This window comes from Polaromonas sp. JS666 (assembly GCF_000013865.1).
Classification (GTDB): domain Bacteria; phylum Pseudomonadota; class Gammaproteobacteria; order Burkholderiales; family Burkholderiaceae_C; genus Polaromonas.
Genome location: NC_007948.1, coordinates 1978077 through 1997147, shown reverse-complemented (window position 1 = coordinate 1997147; position 19071 = coordinate 1978077). Strand labels below are relative to the sequence as shown.

Annotated in this window: 17 protein-coding genes; 7 read left to right on the top strand and 10 right to left on the bottom strand. The window is 57.2% G+C overall.

The window, feature by feature from the left end; translation table 11 throughout:
* Positions 1-463 precede the first annotated feature (463 nt).
* From BPRO_RS09620 to BPRO_RS09605, 4 genes are read left to right on the top strand one after another with little or no spacing between them, the layout of a single operon-like run.
* On the top strand, positions 464-1018 hold the full coding sequence (locus BPRO_RS09620; RefSeq protein WP_041388677.1) for a hypothetical protein: 555 nt from the start codon (positions 464-466) through the stop codon (positions 1016-1018).
* Between the two features lie 3 nt (positions 1019-1021).
* Complete coding sequence (locus BPRO_RS09615; RefSeq protein WP_011482865.1) at positions 1022-2422, top strand: hypothetical protein; 1401 nt, start codon at positions 1022-1024, stop codon at positions 2420-2422.
* 1 nt (position 2423) lies between these two features.
* Positions 2424-3584, top strand: a complete 1161-nt coding sequence (locus BPRO_RS09610) for a helix-turn-helix domain-containing protein (protein ID WP_011482864.1) — start codon at positions 2424-2426, stop codon at positions 3582-3584.
* Positions 3568-4170, top strand: a complete 603-nt coding sequence (locus BPRO_RS09605) for a type II toxin-antitoxin system VapC family toxin (protein WP_157045770.1) — start codon at positions 3568-3570, stop codon at positions 4168-4170. The genes BPRO_RS09610 and BPRO_RS09605 overlap by 17 nt, the downstream gene beginning before the upstream one ends.
* Positions 4171-4462: 292 nt before the next feature.
* Here the strand turns inward: BPRO_RS09605 and BPRO_RS29535 are convergent, their stop codons facing one another.
* The 6 genes from BPRO_RS29535 to BPRO_RS09570 all read right to left on the bottom strand — a co-directional run bounded on the left by BPRO_RS29535 (position 4463) and on the right by BPRO_RS09570 (position 11016).
* The gene (locus BPRO_RS29535) at positions 4463-4906 is read right to left on the bottom strand and encodes a hypothetical protein (protein WP_157045769.1); all 444 of its coding nucleotides are present in this window, start codon (positions 4904-4906) and stop codon (positions 4463-4465) included.
* 648 nt (positions 4907-5554) lie between these two features.
* A complete protein-coding gene (locus BPRO_RS09595; RefSeq protein ID WP_011482861.1) occupies positions 5555-6487 on the bottom strand; it encodes a DUF6602 domain-containing protein in 933 nt (310 codons plus the stop codon).
* 415 nt (positions 6488-6902) lie between these two features.
* Positions 6903-7445, bottom strand: a complete 543-nt coding sequence (locus BPRO_RS09590; RefSeq protein ID WP_011482860.1) for a phospholipase D family protein — start codon at positions 7443-7445, stop codon at positions 6903-6905.
* A complete protein-coding gene (locus tag BPRO_RS09585) occupies positions 7445-8506 on the bottom strand; it encodes a transposase (protein WP_011482859.1) in 1062 nt (353 codons plus the stop codon). The genes BPRO_RS09590 and BPRO_RS09585 overlap by 1 nt, the downstream gene beginning before the upstream one ends.
* Positions 8507-8667: 161 nt before the next feature.
* A complete protein-coding gene (locus BPRO_RS09580; RefSeq protein WP_011482858.1) occupies positions 8668-9399 on the bottom strand; it encodes a hypothetical protein in 732 nt (243 codons plus the stop codon).
* A gap of 855 nt (positions 9400-10254) precedes the next feature.
* Positions 10255-11016 carry a 7-cyano-7-deazaguanine synthase gene (locus BPRO_RS09570; protein WP_041388670.1) on the bottom strand — a complete coding sequence of 254 codons (762 nt, stop codon included), beginning with the start codon at positions 11014-11016 and terminating at the stop codon, positions 10255-10257.
* 629 nt (positions 11017-11645) lie between these two features.
* Between BPRO_RS09570 and BPRO_RS09565 the strand changes: the two genes are divergently transcribed.
* The gene (locus tag BPRO_RS09565) at positions 11646-12128 is read left to right on the top strand and encodes a hypothetical protein (RefSeq protein WP_011482855.1); all 483 of its coding nucleotides are present in this window, start codon (positions 11646-11648) and stop codon (positions 12126-12128) included.
* A gap of 335 nt (positions 12129-12463) precedes the next feature.
* Here the strand turns inward: BPRO_RS09565 and BPRO_RS09560 are convergent, their stop codons facing one another.
* Positions 12464-12754, bottom strand: coding sequence for a hypothetical protein (locus BPRO_RS09560; RefSeq protein WP_011482854.1), 291 nt, complete (start codon positions 12752-12754; stop codon positions 12464-12466).
* Positions 12755-12957: 203 nt separating this feature from the next.
* Here BPRO_RS09560 and BPRO_RS09555 point away from each other — a divergent pair, with 203 nt between their 5' ends.
* Positions 12958-14631 carry a GIY-YIG nuclease family protein gene (locus tag BPRO_RS09555; protein ID WP_011482853.1) on the top strand — a complete coding sequence of 558 codons (1674 nt, stop codon included), beginning with the start codon at positions 12958-12960 and terminating at the stop codon, positions 14629-14631.
* A gap of 113 nt (positions 14632-14744) precedes the next feature.
* On the opposite strand, the gene BPRO_RS09550 is transcribed toward BPRO_RS09555, so the two are convergent.
* The gene (locus tag BPRO_RS09550; RefSeq protein WP_011482852.1) at positions 14745-15011 is read right to left on the bottom strand and encodes a type II toxin-antitoxin system RelB/DinJ family antitoxin; all 267 of its coding nucleotides are present in this window, start codon (positions 15009-15011) and stop codon (positions 14745-14747) included.
* 243 nt (positions 15012-15254) lie between these two features.
* Between BPRO_RS09550 and BPRO_RS09545 the strand changes: the two genes are divergently transcribed.
* Positions 15255-15701, top strand: coding sequence for a hypothetical protein (locus BPRO_RS09545; RefSeq protein ID WP_232291520.1), 447 nt, complete (start codon positions 15255-15257; stop codon positions 15699-15701).
* Between the two features lie 345 nt (positions 15702-16046).
* Here BPRO_RS09545 and BPRO_RS09540 read toward each other — a convergent pair whose 3' ends face one another.
* Both BPRO_RS09540 and BPRO_RS09535 read right to left on the bottom strand, forming a co-directional pair.
* A complete protein-coding gene (locus BPRO_RS09540; RefSeq protein WP_198140999.1) occupies positions 16047-16733 on the bottom strand; it encodes a DUF6988 family protein in 687 nt (228 codons plus the stop codon).
* Between the two features lie 324 nt (positions 16734-17057).
* Positions 17058-18902: a hypothetical protein gene (locus BPRO_RS09535; RefSeq protein ID WP_157045768.1), complete on the bottom strand. Its 1845-nt coding sequence runs from the start codon at positions 18900-18902 to the stop codon at positions 17058-17060.
* Positions 18903-19071: the final 169 nt, after the last annotated feature.

The window sequence follows — 19071 nt, the reverse complement described above, 5'->3', positions numbered from 1 at the left end:
CATCGTCCCGGTCACATAAGCGAGCCTGTAAATGTTGAAAGACGGCTGCACTCCGGCGGTACTAGAGTCACGATTCAGGCCAGGAATCAAGACCGTAACTCAACTACCTGCAGTGAGACCTTGGTACCTAAGCGACGCCCCGCCCCCCGACCACGATGTCAAGAAGCAGGTGTACGAGATCAGCCTCTACCAGTCTGGCATTCCACTGCGCAGGGAGGCTGACGATGGCGAGGCATGGTGCGCCTATGACGACGAAGTCGATGACGAGACGACGGATTCGCCTGCCAGTCGCCAAAGCCAACTCCTCTCTCAACGCCGAAATGCCAGCCGAGGACGCCTCCCAGCACGCTGATGACCTGGTCCGTTCGCAGGCATATTGACAATGTCATTGATTTGTTTATTAAAATTTGACAATGTCGAAAATGCTACTAAACTTGCGTCCAACGACGTAAGGAGTGCATTTATGCGCGATGACCTTCACCACTCGCTACCGCAAACCAGTCTCTGGCGAGCCGCCGTGAAAGCGGCTTGCTCCCCCGGCTGGGATGGAACCCTTAGAGATGCCATTACGCGGGCTGTCTGGGCCTCGGGCGCAGCTTGGTGGGACACCGCATGGGAGCAGGAACTGAGGGCTCTCCTCACCGCCAAGGAGTTCGACATGTTTGGCCAGGAAAGACTGGAAAGGAGCCTGGTGAAACTGGAGAACACTAGCCCTGACCATTCTGCACAGCGAGTCTGTGAAATTGCTCGAGCGGTAATCTTGAACGCCGAGCCCAGTCTCAACCTCTATAAGCAGGTCATCCACTCCGCTCTTGAGACCCACGCCGAGGACTGCTTCGAGCATGTTGCTGCGCGAATCGAGGCAGAACATCCAGAATATCAAGCAAGGGAAGTACGGCGACGCATGCGCGCTGAGCTTCCGAGCTGCAACTTATCGGAGCCCCCTGCACCGAAGCCGCGCCAGCGACGCAAGTCCGTCGAGCAGGCGCTCGACATGGCCTTACCAACTAACTTCTGAGCCATGAACACCCAACTGCAGGAATCCCATTCACCCGCGGCTAGCTGCTCGGTGCTGCTTTACGAGCACAGGGCACCGCGCCGCGCCAACAATTCCATCAAACTGAAGCTCGGAGACCATGTCCGTATTAAGGCAGAGCACATCCAACGGTACTGCTTCGTCGAAGGCGACCCGTTGCAAGATGACCTCGCTGCTGTCCTAAGCGGAGTTCGCATGGCCGACCGAGCCTGCAACCGCCAGCACAGCAAAGGCTGGGCCCGGAACTTGAACGTCGAGGTCCCCGTCTATGACCTCTGCAAGTGGCAGTCGGCAGAGGTCATGGGCAGCCTCACCGACGCCCTTCGGTACTTGACCGGCGACCAGTGGCACTTTGAATTCAAGCAGCGTAAGGAACGCCCCGGCAACTCTGGGCAAGCACACCTTGTGGACCTGCCGGCGCAGGAACGAGTCTTCATGCCGTACAGCAACGGCCTGGACTCCTTCGCACTGGCCAATCAGGTTCAGAGAGATTCTTCCACGACTGAACTCATTCTGATCAATGTTCAAGCCGCCCACCGACTGACGAACTGGAAAAACTTGGGGCGAGCGCGTGACAAAGACATGCAGGCCGTCCAGGTAGCCGTCTTTTTCAATGAGCCTCATCGCACCGAACCGAGCTTCAGGTCCAGGCCCTTCATTTACGACATGTTGGCTGGGTACGGCGCATCCTTGGCTCAGCCTGCGAAGGTAGTCATCCCGGAAAACGGTCAAGGTAGCCTCGGCGGCTCACTGGTGCCTCTGGGTGACGAAGCCCCACACCGCAGCTGCCACCCCGGCTTCACTTCTCGGCTGACCAGGCTCGTCAATGCGCTGACCAACGTCACGGTACGATTCGAGCACCCTGCACTCTTTCAGACGAAAGGCCAAGTGCTTGCTCAACTGGCCTCTCAAAAGTCAGCCAGTGAGGCATGGCTGGCTGGCCATCGCTCGTGCTCTTACGATGCCCGCCACTCTAGTCAAGACAAGAGGAGCATGCACTGCGGCGTGTGTGGTAACTGCCTTTTACGACGTGTTGCCCTGAAGTGGACAGGCATCGAAGACACCACTGACTATCGTGCTGACGACTTAACTGCGACCACCTTTGAAGGGTCGTTCCGAGGTATCGTGCCGCGCATCCACAAGTCGAACCACGACGTAGCTTTCAACAGCATTCGCGCCATGCAGCGTATGGCAGACCTGGCAAACAGCCCGCAGAACACTCGCGTGGCCACAGAGGCTGCCAGCCTGTCTCGTGCGCTAGGCGAGCCTATACAAGAAGTGAGAACACAGTTGGAGAAATTCCTTAAACAACACCAGACTGAGTGGTCACAATTTCTCGATGAATGCGGCCCACAGTCGTGGGTCGCGGACCTCGCCAGGAACTGACATGGCTACCGAACTCAACATCCGCGCCGACACCCTCGGAGCAAAGCTGCGGCATGCCCGCACGATACACAGGCTTACGCAGGAGGTTGCCGCAACGAAGCTCGACTTAGCCCGCACCACGCTAGTCGCAATTGAAGCTGGCAAACGACCTGTATCGAGCCAAGAGCTTCGGCAGTTTTCCGAGCTATACGACATCTCGGAGAGCGAGCTCCTCAACGAGAGGGAAGCCCACATTGAGCTTGGAGTCCACTTCCGCAGCTCTCCCACGGCCAAACAAGCTGACGACGAAGTTCTAGTGGCCAACATGCTTAACCGCCTGGCTAACTCCACCCTCCAGATTGAGGCATTGCTGGGCCAGGCCCCTCGCAACGTTGACCTGCCAACCGTAGATGTTCCAAAGACGGGTTCACTTGAACGGCACGCAGAGGATGCCGCACTCAACTTGCGCTCTCGCTTTGGCATCGGGATGGGCCCCATCCAGAATCTCTGGGCATTGATGGAGTTTGAAATGGGCCTTCGTGTGTTCGAGCGCCCTCTACCCTCAAGGATTTCCGGCGCAGTAGCATTTGACGCGAAGGTCGGCGGCTTCGTCTTGTTGAACTCACTGCATCCTTTACCCAGGCGGCGTGTAACTGGCGTCCACGAGGCTGGCCATATTGTCACCCGCACCACGGGCATCTCCGTTCATTTCGACGGGCAGCCGTCCTCCGACCGCACTGAGCGGTTCTGCGACCTCCTGGGCATTGCCTTCCTGACGCCAGCTGCCGCGTTGCGGCGCAAAGCGAAGGAACTCAAGGAGATGTCAGGGGAGTTCTCGGTCAGGCAGCTGTTAATGCTGGCCGTCTTTTTTGGCGTTTCCATTGAGGCAATAACGCGACGCATGGAAACCTTGGAAATGCTGCCTCTAGGAACTTTCGAGTCGCTTCGCACGCAGAAGGTCGGCCTTGAGCACCGCCGACGAGTCGCAGAGGAGATGAGCGTTATCGAGGAAGGACGGCCATTTACGCCTCGGGCACTTATGCTCGCAAGTATTGCCCACGAGCGCGAACTCCTTTCCGAGCAGCAAATTGCTTCCATGCTAGAGCTGAACCTCGTCGATGTGCGCCAGGCGCTCGAGGAGCACCAGGGGGATGGGGAGATGGTGCTTGAACTTGCTGAGTGACTATCTGCCGAGCGGCCAGCCGGTCCTGGACGCCAGCGTCATCATCAACTTGCTCGGCACCAAGGAGCCAGTTGCGATTTTCGATGCTCTTGGACACAAGTGCCTCATCGAGCAGCGAACGTTACGCGAAGTCTGCCGGCACCCTGTTCCCGGCTTACTCGCGGAGCCGGTGCTGGCCGATTTGATATCGCGCGACCTACTTGAGGTGGTCCGGATGACAGACGACGAGTACGAGGTCTATTTGAGCTACGTCTCTCCTCCGCTCGGCACACGGCTAGACGACGGCGAGAGCGCCGCACTGGCCGTGGCTGGCCGCGGTGCCTGCGTTGTCATTGATGAGCGCAGGGCGAGACGCCGAGCGGCAGCAGCGGTTCCCAACATCATTGTTGTGAGCACCCTCCGGCTTGTACTCACGAGCGCACATCGCGCTGGCTGGGGTGCTGCTCGGGCCAAGAGCCTTGTGGAACAAGCGATTCATCACTCGAGGATGGCCGCCCCAAAAGAAGAAGCCGCCCTGTTGGCCAGCCTACTTCAGCCTACTTGGCAGCCAGACCTTCTAGTGACCTGTAACGGAAGAAAGTGGTGAACTTTTCCCTGTGTAGAGCACTTTCGATTCAATCGTTACAGTCCACTAGTCCTTGGTTGATGGGCAAGTACACCTATTTCAGCTCAGACCACCAGCAGGCCAAGGCCCTGGGGCTGGCCCCCTTCGACGAAGACGTGGTTCGTCCTAGTTGGGCGAGACTTGCTCCTTCGCTGCTTGTGTTCCAGGCCATTTCTCCCTAACTCGATGAGATCTCGCGTGGGAGCTGAGTCATGCGGCCATGGCTCTTGGACTGTGGTGAGGCCATCTGCGGTCGAACGCCGCTGATGCAGCGTCACAGGTGGGGGCGCGGACGACGCATCAGCGGCGGCTTAGGCGGGGTGGCTGCGAGGTCAGCGCCGAACGCCTCCAACTCCTGCAGGCTGCGCCTCCCTGCTCGCAAGTACGGGACTTCTCGCCCAGGCGGCCTGCAGCCGAACCTGGGCATGCCGCCCCGAAGGATGTAGGCCGGGATGTTGAACTGGCCGCCATTCTTGTTGTTATTCGTCTGGTGCCCTACCAGCGCGACGACCGTCTGACGCCGAAGGACGATGAAAATGAAACGAGCGTCCAACGGATGGTCTTTGTTCGGCGCTGGAACCGGGCGGCGCCAAACAAGCACGATGTGATGCCAGGGAAGTTTTCCCTTCCTGAGGAGGCCGCTCCATTTGGGACGCGTCCTGTCCGTACTGAGTTTTATTTCAACCCGCCAGTTGCCGATCTCGGCATCCCAGTTCATACGTCGAGCTGGCTTGCTGGCCCCTAGGATGCACCGAACCATGTCTTCATTCTCCTGCGCCCCGAAGTAGGGGGAGGTCGCCCAGCTCATCAGTTGGACGGGGTAGCGCTCGGAGCGGGTCGGTGACCCCTCCGAGGGGGCTATCTCCGAAGCCGCGCCATCCTCTCCGTGGTTTCGTCGCACAACACGACGAGCAAGGGCTTCGCTGTTCGGGTGTTCGGGCATGTTTTCGCTAAACTTCCGCATCAAGGATTGATCAGAAAGGGGTTAAAGAGCCCGGGCATTTTGAACCGTCGAGGTTGTCTGAGTCTACCCTGCGGGATGGCTAACGATCTTACTCACGCGGCCCTTGGCACCCGCCCTGTTACGGTCTGGCCGGTCGCCTCGGCAAGCTGGCGGGTGAGCGCATCGTTCAAAAGAGATCTTCTGCCAAAGACTGACTGACGACATAGGGTTATCCAAGCTGCTCGCTCCATGCCCGACGTTGACATCGGTAGGTTGGGTGTCGGCAATGTGGCGCCGATTGAGATGATTGCGGCACCCGCACCCGGCCAGAGGCAGACATCGTCCTATTGCCGAGAAAAGGGAGGGGCAAACGCCCGGCTGTCTAGTTGGTAACCCCGGTCGTCCAGTAGCATCAGCCGGCGTTCACGAGCCCCCAAAATCCGTTACCTTTTGCAGCTCCTGAACAGGAACTAAGGGGAACTGCCGACTTGCAGCGATTATGAATGCCTTGACCGGAGGAATCTCAGCCCTAGCTTGGCCGTGGTCGTTGTTTCCATCTTCCGACGCTTTTTTGACCTCACGTTCCGTCGCGCAATAGAGCAGGAAATAGTAGAGCCATAGAAGAACGCGCCCTCTCGCCTCAGTCGGGTCATCACCTGCGGGCCGATAAAGCCATGCATCCGTGCCAGAAAGCGACTCTTCAAAGGTGAGTGTCTCCTCGTTGTACATTTTCACGAAATTGTACAAGGCTGGGCGTTGCGCAATGACCAGTGCCTTGTCAAGGAAGACAACCAAAGTCGGGGGCCAGCGCGATTCCTTGTACCAATTGATGAAGTCAGCCGCTTTCGCGCCTTCGGATTGCACGAATAACAGCACTGAAGCAATGCGCTCAAACCTGAATGAGTCGGGCTGCCGACTCAGAAGTGAAGTTCTCATCTCCTTGATCCGTTCGGCAATCTTTGCGGTTTGCCCCAATTGCTTCGCGGCATCACCGACGGCTGACTTGATTTCCACGTAGGCTTTGCAGCTCGTGAAAGGAGCATAGATAGCACCACCTTCCCCTGCCATCATGGGATGGTTGTCGGCGGCGCTTAGTAGCATTGCATCGATCTGGGGCGTGCAGGTCGAGTCCACGTCGAACAGGTAGCCGTGGGCAAGCTGCGTTTGTGGCGGGAGTCTGCTGCCGATGATCTCACAGAACCGGCTCTCCAGGAGGGCACCCGAGTCCCTGATGTTCCTGGTCTTATGGAGTAGACGTCCGCGTTCGACAGCATGCAACAAGGAAGCAGCCTCGGCCTCGAACAGGCCCACAATGTTCAGCTTGCCAGGCGCCTTCCGCCCTTCTTCATCAGACATAAATCCATCCCTTTCGTCTCATATTGGTGTCATGCCGTGATTCGCAGCTGGATATCGCGAGGTCGATTGCGCGAAGACCTGGGGTCCTGTTCTTCCGTGCTGCCAGGCTTTATACGGCTTGTCATATTAGCGGGTGATGTTCCACGGGCTGGATTGACTAGCGACACTGCGGCTCCCACCCGCCTAGCTGCAAATGTCCGCTTTGGGTGGCGGATTCAACCGATCGATGCAACAAGTTGGCTGAAATTTAATGGGGTTGCCGGTAAGCCGACACCGATGATCGGCAGCATACGCTGCATTTCGGCCATTCACGGGTTTAGCGCCGACCTACCCCGTTGGGTCGAGCGCTAACCGGCGGCAGTTCCCATGGTAGCTTGGCAGGCCCAGAATTCCATTAATTCATCACCCGTTGGAGCTAGTATTTCCGGTCAATCAGAATACCTTGAGCCCATCTGCTTTCCCAATGAGCAAGATATAGGCTGGCGACGCTGGGGTTGTCCCAAACTGTCAAGACGTTTTCGGAGTTGGACTTTGCCGCCGCCTGGCTGTAATTAAATGAGCCCGTCTGCGTATGCCTGCCATCGACGACGATGTACTTATCGTGGTGAATCGCATAGGTCGAGATCACCCGAGTTGGTATTTCTGCGCCAAGGAGCAGGTTAAGCGCGGCGATGCTGGCCTGGCTCCGGTTGCCTCTATCGTCAACCAGAACCCTCACGTCAACGCCTCGACGCTTCGCCTCAATCAAGCCACGGACCACCACCGGAGAGGTGAATGAATAACCAGCCAAACGTATGGACTGACGTGCGCTGCCAATGACCTTTAGAACCAGCTTTTCTGAGCCCGCCTCCGGTGAAAATGTGACTTCGATTTGCGCAGTTGGAATAACGGCGGGCGGCTGGATCGCGCAACCGGCCGGCACGGCAAGGGCGAGAACGAAGAGGAGGCGCAGGCGCATCAGTTTGCACAGTGGGTGGACTCGCCCTTGTCGTAAAGCGGATCAGGCAGCCCCTTGTACTTGCCCTGGTTTTTGAAACGCTCATCGCGCCTGCGCATCAGGCCATCGGCCACCAGGGCCGGTATGCCCTGGTCATCCAGGGCTTTGAGATTGGCTTCGCTGTGATAGCCCGCATCTGCCGTGATCAGGGTGTTGGGGCTGCGCACCGCATCGGTTTGCGCTACGGTGGGCAGCAGTGTGCTTTGCTCGGAGCCTGAGCCGTGGGCCTGGGCCGCCACGATGACCTGGTGGGTGCTGTCTACGGCCGCAACTGCCGTGTAGCCCTGGATCACGCCTTTGGCCGTGGCCATCTTGGCGCTGTCGTTGTCGGTGACGTTGCTTTTGCGGATAGCGCCTTTGCCGCTTTTGCGCTCGGTGTGGCGCACCAGGAAGTCGCGGATGCGGGCAGCTTCGGTTTGCAGGCAGGTCATGCGCTGGGTATTTATCCCCACATCGTCTTCGTCAACGCTGGTGCTGTCACGGTTTTGATGGGCTGCAATCATCTTCTTTACTGCACGCTCCATGCGGTCAGCCTGGTGGGCCAATTCGGCAAAGCTGCCGCTGCGCTCTTTGCTGGCGTTGCTGGAAAGTTTGACGCCGTCGATGGCGAACATCTGCCGGCCAATCAGGCCCTGGGCCTCGCAGGTGAGCAGCACCTGGGTGAACAGGGCCTGAATCTGGGGGGCCAACTCGCGGATGAATCTGGCGATGGTGGTGAACTGGGGTGCGCTGTCTCCCGACAGGGCCATGAAGAGGACATTCTCGCGGCAGGCGCGCTCGATGCTGCGGCTGGAGACGAGGCCCCGGCTGTAGGCCAGCAGGACTATCTTGAGGAGGACTGCCGGGTCATAAGCGGGCGCGCCGGTGGCGTCGTTACTGTAACGCACGTGCAGGGCAGACAGATCAAGCTCGTGATCGACCAGGTAGTCCAGTGCGTACTCAAAGCTGCCGGGCTGGATTTGCGCATCCAGCACAACGGGGATGAACCTGGGCGAGCGGTCAACCGGTCTGTAGCGGGCCATGGCGATGTCCTGAGCTTGGGTGCATCAGGACATGCAAGTCGCGCGCCAGATCAACGCCCTGGCGGGACTAAAAATACAGCCTCAACGTTGCCCATCAGCGGCAGGAGAAAGCAAGCAAAGCGCCGCTTTCGACTGTCCGCTGCATGGGCTGGTTAGATTCCCTATGGCTCACGCGTCGTAATGCCAAGTGAGTTAAATCCCGGCACAAAGCGCATGCTTTGGTTGTTCCATAGGAATGGCAAGACCTCCTCGTTGTCAAGGATGACAAGAAGTTGGATGCGAGCGTTCTCGACGGACCCAGACAGGACTCTTCTGGCTCGGGCTGACAACGGCTCGGGCACAGTTCCCACGATCAGCTCGCCGCGGTATGCGCCTTCGTGATTTGCCCAAACATGCACCTCTTTGTCGTAAATGTACTGGGAGGACGCAAAGCGAAGAGTCTGTACATGCCCCTTCGTGAGCACCGGCACTTCATGCGACGGCTTTCCGTTCTCGATGCCAGGCAAAAGGAAGTCCTCTTCCCAAATGAGACCGTGCGTATTTCCTCCGGGTGAGTTGACCAGCGCAGCGAAGTCTTTCCCTGCGTCAAGCCAGTCAACTAGTAGGTGGCACGCCAAGAGCGCGGGAGACGTGCTCGAAGCGTTGAGTATCTGAATAGGTTGGGGCGTCATTTTCCGTGACCATTCATAATCAAAAGGAATCTCGGGGTTATGCGAGATTTGACGGCCCAGCTTGAGAACGTGGGCACCCGACACGAAGATGCGCAGATCATGCGCTGAGAGCCCAACCTGCGCTAGAAGATAGTCTTTTACCGGCGCACCTAAGTGCTTGAGTGTCCGAATAGCGCCGTCGAGAATGCTGCTAGCCGGATCAGGTTGTTTTTGACGAGTCACAGGAGTCTCCCTGGGAATCTAACGTAAAAGTAACCGGCGCCCACTCAAGGTAGGCCGCGCGACGACCGAACGCCCCTGGGCGTCCGCGTTGACTGACATGTTACACGGTCCCTTCATTTGGCTCATTGGGGATATAGCTGGCGCATACATCCGTAGAACCTGTCCGAGAGTTGAGTCTCGCGAAGCAGATCTTCAGCGTACTGAACGGCGCCCTCACGGATGTCCACCGACATAGACTTCAGATGGATATGCACTCTATGTGTGTACGCGCAGGGCCAAGGCGGATCGCTTTGCAATTTACCCTCCTCAGAAACGATACGAACGGAAGGGCGACGGCTATCCGCTAACACCTTCCACGTCAGCCGGCGTCCATGATCCGGCCCGGGGTTGCGATCGACCCACACGCCAGTCGCTATTCCTCGATGCGCCACCGCATTGCGGAAGGCATCAACGAGAACCCGGACTGCGTCTTCTCCATAGTCCGGTTGGGGAAGGTAACGCACTGCCCATCTCGCCACGTCGGGCCAACCCACGCCATTGATCCGTCCGCGATACAGGGCCGACAAATACTCGAGCGTCCCGCAGCACGCAGCTAGAGCCGGGAAGTAAGCATGGGTTGGCCCGGCCCTCGTTTTCGACGGCGCAGGGGTAAGACAGATGCCCATGTCCTTCTCAAAGCCCGCGAGTCGATCCAGCACGAACTGCCTGGCGAATGCGCCGGGCTGATCAGGCAGTCCGCGTTGGGCAGGTCGTTTCACGTGAGGAACGCACCAGCCGTATAACGTTCAAGCTCAGCCGACCGCGTAAGCCAGCGAAGCTGGCTGTAGCGGGTCGGCTGGAACGCAGGGTTGGGTCTCAATCAACTGGAGCCTTCTCGCTTTGGAAGATATGCGCTCGATCTTCATCGGACAGCGTATCCAGTGATGCAATCTGCGCCTCGGATAGCGGGCTCTTGTAATTCTGTTCGTGGTAGCTAGTGGCGTCTTTGACGCCCGAGGCTTGAGCCGCAACCCGACGTGCGACACATGCCGTGCAAGTGCCGCACTGGATACTTGAGCCGACTTTACAGGACCACGACATTGCAAACAGGTCTTCTTTCCCTGAAAACTCAGCCAAGACTTGGTGTTTGCTCTTTGAAGCAAAAGGCACATGGATGCGAAACGGCCTACCAGTTGTACAGGAAACGAGATTTGCAAAAGCGTCAGCGAACTCCTGGCTGTACTCAAACCGTCCTCCAAAGACATCATCTTTGGTTGCTCCCCAAACGACATCATCGATTTGGTGGTAAACCGCGAACGTACATGCAGTCGCCATGACCATACCGGCACCGAACTCCATGCGGTGGTGTTGGGCACGGTCAGCGGTTGTTGTCGTCCCGGCGTGCATGAGCACATGAACGGTTGGTTCAAATGAATGCATTGGCGACTTGAAATCGATGATTTCTTGGGGGAAGCCAAGCGTCTTCGCTAGGAGCATAGAAGCAAACATTTCACCGCCTTGTTCCCTCTGCTTAAACTGGAAAGTCAGCAGCCACGGGTCGTACTTTTTTGATTTCGCCCAGAGAGCTGCCGCAAGGGAGTCTGGGCCGCCAGAAAACACAACGATAGCTTTGGTCACTTCTCTCTCCTTATGTTGTTGGTGGAAGCTGGGATATTGAGACCCTACGTAATGTATACCGCAAGGTGCTGCGGTATAACGTAGCAACTTGACCTAAAAAAACTGGCATTTAGGCCTGCCTCACTTGGATTGTTTGCTCCATTAAAAATAGCGACAAACCCGGCAACTGGCAAGAAATGGCTTGCTCCACAATTGGAGCGATTCTCGACCAACCGTTGTGGTTTGAACATCCCCCATTTGAGGGGGCTGCCGACAGACCGCTTTCGCTTTTCGGTTACTCAAGCGATACCGAGTTGACCTGGCATAGCTATGGTTTAGGCTGGTCAATTGGAATGGAACTTGACGGAGTATGGGCCCTAGCTGTGTACGACTTTACAGCGGCTGCCCCCGAATTCGACGGTCCGCAATGGCGCGTGGATGCTACCCAGGTTACGACGTTAATCGCTCGGACTCATTGCCCAATTAATAAGCACTGCCCGCCAACCCAGTACTGGCGATGCTTTGGGGACTTATCCCAAAAGTTATCAACAGCGTAGGCCACAGGCGGCGGGGACAACTCAGGGAGCCCATGCGGGTGGCTCGATCAAACCAGGTACCATACGCGGCCTAATTGCGATGGATGAGGGAGCATGATGAGTATGTTTTGGCACTATGCGCCGTGGGCACACTTGCCCGCCATAGTGGAATCTGGGGGCCTTAGAGGAAGCAACGCTGGTGCCGCTGGGGAACTGCCGATGTTGTGGTTCTCGGCAAACCAGCAATGGGAGCCCACCGCGACTAAGATGTTGCAAAATAATGCCGGGGCTACGGTTTCTCTGACGTTTAAGCAACAGGCCGAACGCTTCGGATGTATTCGATTTGGCCTTTCTGCGACCGACCCGCGCTTGCTGAATTGGAAGGACGCTTGCACCGTCGCCGGTACACCACGGGCAACACGACGAATACTGGAAAATGTAGGCAAGAAAAAGGGGGCAGACCCTGCGCACTGGTTCGCAACCACTGCGATCATTCCACTGACCGAACTTCATTTTCAGGTGTGGCATGAAGGCTGGCACGATGCCACCAGTCCGCAAGATATGGCAGCCGTCTGGACTGAGACACGCCGGCGGTAGCAGAGCATGGCATGGTCATGGAAGGCTTGTAGGTGTCTCGGTCAGAATCAGGCATGGCCGTGAGGTCCTGCGAGCCCCCGACCTATAAGCACTCTTCGTCATCGCCTGGAAAAAAGCGCCACCAAGGGCCATGCTCAATCGTTTTTCCAGATAAGGGGTGCAAGGTCAGCCGTTTCGTCCAGTTCAGGGGATGAGACTGCCTGGCCCGATGCATTGGGTGGTGTCTGGTTAGACCGTGACCACAGCAATGACGGCTTCACTAAACACCATGGGGGCCACCTTGCGCCCGGAGGCCAGCTTGCGGCACGCCTGGATGAGGCGTCCCTCTTCAGGTGTCAAAGTGCGTGGCCCCAGACCTGTTCAATCAACTCCAGCAGATCGGGTGCAGATTCTTTCATTGCCGTCACTAACAGATCAGACGCATCCAGCTCCAGCGCTTCGGCCAATGCCGGGATCTTGTTCAATGGAAATTTGATGGCCCCAGATTTCGTCATCGTCAGGATAGTGCTTCGCTCGAATCCCAGTGCGGTAGAGAGTTCGGCATCTGATTTTCCCAATGCGATCTGGCGCTCCGAAATCAGGCTGATCAGCATGTGGTTATTAATGGCAGGTGTGGTGATATTCATGAGAGCTTCCTTCAGTGAGTTCAATGGTCAGCGAATTGCGACTGTTAAGTTTCATGATAGGTAGCAAGTCTTGGATGTGCGGTGGCAGTCTGACTGACCGAGCTGCGCTGATTCAATAAGTGGTAATTCAGTAGTGACTGACCTGGAGTTGATCTGCGGCAACGCATCTTGCATCTTCCAGAACTGCGGCACAAAATTCACCCATGCCCAAGCGAAAAACAGCCGAATCAGTGCTCTCCGCATTTAGAAATGTGCATGGCCAGCGCTACGGCTATGAACTGGTGAGTTATGCGGGCATGTGGAGCAAAGTCAAGGTTGTCTGCTCCCGCCATGGCGTTTTTGAGGTCACCCCCGAGCACCACTTCAGGGGAGTCGGATGCAGCAAATGCTACTTCGATAGGCAAAAACTCACTAAAGCAGATTTCATCGCGCGTGCTGAAGTCCATTTTGGAAATCGCTTTGGCTATGGAAGCATTGACGAGTTGCCTGCTGCTGGCGAGAAGGTTCGCATCAAATGCAAGGTACATGACCTGTATTTTCTACAAGAGCCTCGCAATCACAGTCGTGGTCATGTCGGTTGCCCCAAGTGCAAGTCACTAAAGCTGTCGGGTAGCCGGAGAAGCCATGGGCAGCTCACGTCAGAGAAGGACTTGACGAACCAATTCATCCTGGATGCACAACAGGTTCACGGCAATGCCTATGACTATAGCGAGTTCAAATATCTGACAGCGCGCACGAAAGGAAAAATCCTCTGTCCTGTTCATGGAGAATTTTTTCAAGCGCCAAGTAATCATCTTCGGGGAACCAAATGTCCGGCATGTGCGAAGAAGACGAAGGCCAGCGGTAGTTTCAAACAGCGTTGCAGAGAACTAGGCATTGACTACTGGCGTGCGCTAAAAAGACGTGAAGCAGGGATGAGCGATGAAAAGATCTTTGCGGAAGGCTACGTGCGCGGAGACCGAGAAACCCCCACAGCGCTGACAGTGTACGGAGTAAGTTACCCGAACATTGAGTTGGCTTGCAGGGTGCTGCTGCCGACTGCAAATCCAACGACGATCGGCCGCTGGATTCGCAGTGGTATGGCGCCAGAAGAGGCGTTTGAACGGATACCAAATCCGGGCTACGCAGCTGGCTTGATTTATCTAGTGACGCATGTTGCAAGCGGCAAGCGGTATGTGGGTCTAACAATACAGACGCTGGAGCGCCGATGGACTTATCACCTACAGCAAGCACGAGCTGGCCACGTCAGGGGTGCTGACTCCCTTCACGCTGCGATTCGTGAGCACGGATCGAACGCATTCACCATGGTTCAGATTGACAGCGGCACGACAAAGGTGGATCTTGAACAGAAGGAGCGCCACTGGATCAACGCTTACGGCACCCTCGTCCCAGCCGGGTACAACATTTCAGCCGGCGGTGTGAGTGGCGGGTCTAACCGTAAGCCTGTGACGATCGATGGACAACAGTTCCCCAGCGTTGAGGCAGCTGTCATACAGATCTCTAAGAGCCGCGGCATCAGTCTTCACGCAGCAAAAGCTAGACTCCGGTTCGGCCGCATCGACGTGAAGACTCCGGCAAAAAAAGGGGAAAGCCTGGTCAAGACCCCTGCGTACAAAGCCTGGAGCCGTATCGTTCATGGAGTGCTGAATCAAAAAGCAAAGGATTACATCCCTGGCGTGGGTCTTTTCGAGCCTTGGCGAGACTTTCAAACATTCTTTAAAGATGTCGGTCAGCCCCCCGAGCCAGGCATGGCTTTCACCAGACTTGATAAGTCCAAGGGCTTCTTCCCAGAGAATTGCGTGTGGCTGACCAAAAGCGAATCAAGCAGACTTAATGCAGTATTGGCTGGAGGCACTGTCAAAAAGGAAATAGGGTGAACGTGTTTCTGGCGCCTTGCGCTGCGAATGCACTGGTAACGATGACTCCACCGCTTGCTGAATAGATCGACATTTTCCGCGGTGCTCATTCAGGCTCAGCCGCCCTGTCGGGCCTACTCGTCTGAACGTAAATCCGCCATCAGGTCGGCAACAGTTTTAAATCCAGGCCCCTTGGCATGGCGTGCCTCCAGCATGGCGGCCCGAGTGACTTCGTTGGGAACGGGGTCAAAGGGCAGCCGGCCATCCTCGACCACGCGGTGCAGTAGCAAGCGAATCGCGTCGGAGATAGTCAATCCCATCTTTCCCAGTGCTTCAGCAGCGCGCACTTTACTGGCGCTGTCAATGCGGGCGCGAACATAGGTGTCAGTGCTGGTGCTCATATGTGTATTCCTTGCGCCAATTGTGGCCACAATGACGGCTTTCATCAAGGTCGAACTGTTGCGCCCCGCACACCAGTAGCTGTAAGGTGGCTGATTGACTAGATGTTGTTGTTGCAGACCATGTGGAAATACAATCAGGGACTCGACCGCGGTGACTACTGAAATTCCAATCCTCCGCCCGGTGATTTTCGACGTCAACCCTCATAAACACTCCGTATGCCTCTAACCATCCGCGGAATCTGCGTGCAAATCCTCTCCAGCGTTCAGGCTCACACAATCCACGGAGAGATATGTTCGACAAACGACTGTAAGGTCGTGCTGAATCATTTGGTGCGGAAGTTCTCCGAGCCGCTGACCCGTGAAAACGGGCACCGGCGTCTTGTTTCACGCAAGGTGGCAAATGGGGCAACCGATGACACCGTCGACGATCACGCGGTCCCAGTTATCGTCATCGTTGAAAAGCTGCTTCGCCTCCCAGCGTCTGAGCTTCCTATTACGCAGGAAAATCTGAAGAAGCTAGAAGACTTCCTCCGGGCATCGTTGTTGATTGTCGAAATTACTCGTGACGAGGACTTAAAACTTTGCTCTAGAGGTTTCCAGAGGTGCATGCCGACGAGCTGGAGCGATCCAACGAGTAAGCTTTTTCAGCAGCACCTTGCGCGATACGTGGAGGCTGGCATTGAGGTCTAAAAGCTCAGTCAACGCGGACGCCAAATGGCGTTGCGCCGCTTCGCGGCTCCATTTACCTCCGGGCGCCAGTTACCTCAGCATTGACCATAGATGCACAACGTCATTCACGCCCTCGTACTTTCGGCGCTGACTGCATCGTCAGCTGCTGCGCAGACCGATCGTGCCTCGGCGACAACAGCCGGTGGTCCATCGGTCACCTGAATCAACAGCGGATCGCGCGGCTGTAGGAACTGAAAGTTGATTGATGCTGACAGTATCTGCATCGCCTTCATCAATTGATACCCCCGTATCTAATTGCGGCAGTCACTTTGATATCCGCATCGGCCCGCAGAAGAGGGGACGAGCCTAATGCCGTAAAAGGTCGGGCAAGCAGTCGGCGAAAGCGGGCTGGATCGTCCGCATGGGTCGGCTGACGGATTCATCGCCCGACAGGATGGCCAGCATCATGGCGGTCATCGTGAAGAGGCCATTCGAGCTGCGGAGGATTTGATCCATGATCTGCTCTGGATACCCAGTTTGATGCCGCTTCAGGGGATGGATGCCGCCATGCACGAACGAGTTCAACGCCCCCAGCATCGTGGTCTTGAACTGATCGACCATCTGAAAAGCCGGGGGCGGTGCCCTCCCGTCCAACGCCTTGATCATCGCGCTGACCATGGGCAACTTGCTCGCGGCGTGCTCAGCTTCCTGGGTAAGAGGTGCGTGAATCTTGGCGATTTCGACCTCATCGGCGGCGTAGAGCAGCCACATCGCCCGAACAAGCACTTCAAATTGAAGCCGCATCACCGATGCCGCCGTGGTGTGAAAGCCTTCCGACATCAGCGCCCTAAGGGCCTGGCCGTGCTGGATGGCGACCTCGCACGCATTGAAGCTCGCCGCTATTCGGTCGGAATCATCGAAGACCTGGTAAGACTCCGGCCGCAAGATGGCCCACACCGCCTGCTCAAGCTCTACGGATCGCCGGACCGTTCTTTCAAGGTCTGGCGGCCCCGTCGGCTTTTGGTTCGTTGGTCCCGACTGATTTGCGTTCATAAGCGCAAGCATAGCCGGGCGTGCCATAAGACGAGGAGAGGAGCAGATTCCGACCGTTCCCTCGTCAGTAGGCAAAAGAGCATCAGCCGACACCGACGCAATCGACATAACCGACATAACCGACTCGGCACTTCGGGCTCTGTGTGCCTCCAGGTTTCCCCGGAATGCGTCCGCCGCTGCTACCCTACCTTGGCCCATGCTGTGCTGTGCTGTGCTGTGCTGTGCTGTGCTGTGCTGTGCTGTGCTGTGCTGTGCTGTGATGTGCTGCGCCATGCTGCGCTGCCCTACCCTACCCTGGACCATGCCAGCGTAGGGTAGGCCATGCTAGCCTAGGCTGGACAGTTCACAGGAGGCTGAGGCTTCAGCCGAATGGTCATGCGGATCCTCGCTCGGTGCCTTAGCCACGGAAGGGACCGACACAACCGACTTAACCGACTCGACAAGCCAGTTCTCGGCGTTTCGCGTCTTGGGAGCCCTTACCAACCGAAGCCCATCCACGATCCGCCCGGCGTTACGGGTGATCCACTTGCCGAGCTTGCGTGTATTGACCCGCTCGCGTTCTCCAGCAATATCAAGTAGCGACTCGTAAAAATCCTCCAGGCCCGATCCAAGTCCACCGGCGGACGTTCGAGTCACGACTTCACGCACAAGCATTGGTTTACTGCCGAAGTGTGCATGCCAGCCAGCCAAGACGCGCCCGAGCAGCTCCCGGTCAGGATCATTGGCCATACCCTCAAAGACAGCATGTGCCGGATCGGGACGCCCGAGCCAAAGCAGTGGCTGGCGGCACAAGTCTGACCATTCACCAAAGCTCGCTATCGACTGACAAGCTGACATCGGCCGCCCAGCGTCGACCCACGCCCGTACAACGGTGAGCGCCGCGCTAACGTAGCGCTCACGGTCCTTGATCACATCGGCGACCAGATTGGGCCGTCGAAACGAGCGTGTGGCCGGCGTTTCGCAGCCCGGATCAAGGTTGATCGTGATGCAGCGGCGCGTCATGTCGGCTGTCGGGCCAACATTGTTCCCGCTGCTTAGCAGCAACACCCGGGTGCTCACTCCCAACATCCGCGACTTGCCAAGAACCCGGCCCTGCATGCGTTCACTGGTCAAGGCGGTGCAAAGAGATTTGAATGGTTTGAGATCGGAGGTCAGGTTATCAAACTCAATGACCGCGGGCGCGCGCACCAGTTCCGCAAGCAGCAGCTTGGTGCATTCTTCGTCGCTCACGGGAAACCCGACCGGCTGCCCCGGGCTGGACGTCGCAAAGGCAGTGACCAGTGCGCACAAAAAGCTCTTCCCCGCTGAGATCTGCGGCGCCCGGACATGAAACATCGGCGCCAGCCTCAGACTCGGTCGCACCGCGGCCGTCAGCATGGCAGCCAAGGCTGCGCTTCGATCGTGTTCCGAAGCAAAGGCGAACTCGTTCACCAGCTCCGCCAGCAGCGCCACGGCCTGCTCGGCCTGTTCACGGGTCGGATGATCGGGAACACTGAACTTCGTGGGCTCGAACACCCCGTACAAGCCTGTAGCCGGGTCGTGGCCTGACGCAACGCAGATGGAACCGTCCGGGCGCAGGTAGGGCTGACGCACCAGGCCGGCCAATACGGGCAGATGCCCGTAGACGCCCGTCTTGAGCAGGAGGTTGCAGATCCGGTCCGGGGCATCGTCCATCGTCCAGGTGCCCTTCGCCTGGTTGAACCGCCTCCAGGAGGCCACCCCATTAAGAGCGTGCGCTAATGCGGGCTGGGAGAGATCATGCACCCCGGTCTCCCCTGTTGCAGGATCTGTCCGAACTGCCACGATTGCGCCACTACGCTGGAAGTAACTGCCTGTTTGAGCCAGGTGCCTTTCGGCGTCCGCGAGCGCCTTCCGGATGTAGCCCGTTCTATAGTGGACGATGGGCCGGTCATCCTTGATGTCAAAAACTGGATCAGCACCGGCATCGCCTCCGATGGCGGGATCAACAGTGGCGTCGGAGCCAGTATCGGCATGGTCGCTTTCGTCGGTTTTCTCAGCCCGCGCAAGAAAGGCATGACCAGCATCATGCAAAGATTCCTTCATGGTGGCTGCGGTTGGCGCGACTGAATCTTCAACCTCCATGGCAGATACAGGGGAAATCAAAGAATCAACTTCATTCATGGGCATGGCATTAACTTCATCAAACATTTTTTCTCCAGTTAGTACAGACCAGCACTGACCCCTGCTGGCTGATGGGGGCATAAAGTCGACCCGGAGGGCGACGAGCTGCTTCAATTGAACGAACACAGCCCCACCGCCTCGTATGCAGCGAGGCAGCGAAATACAAAACTGATATGGAAGGACTGGTCTGCCAGAG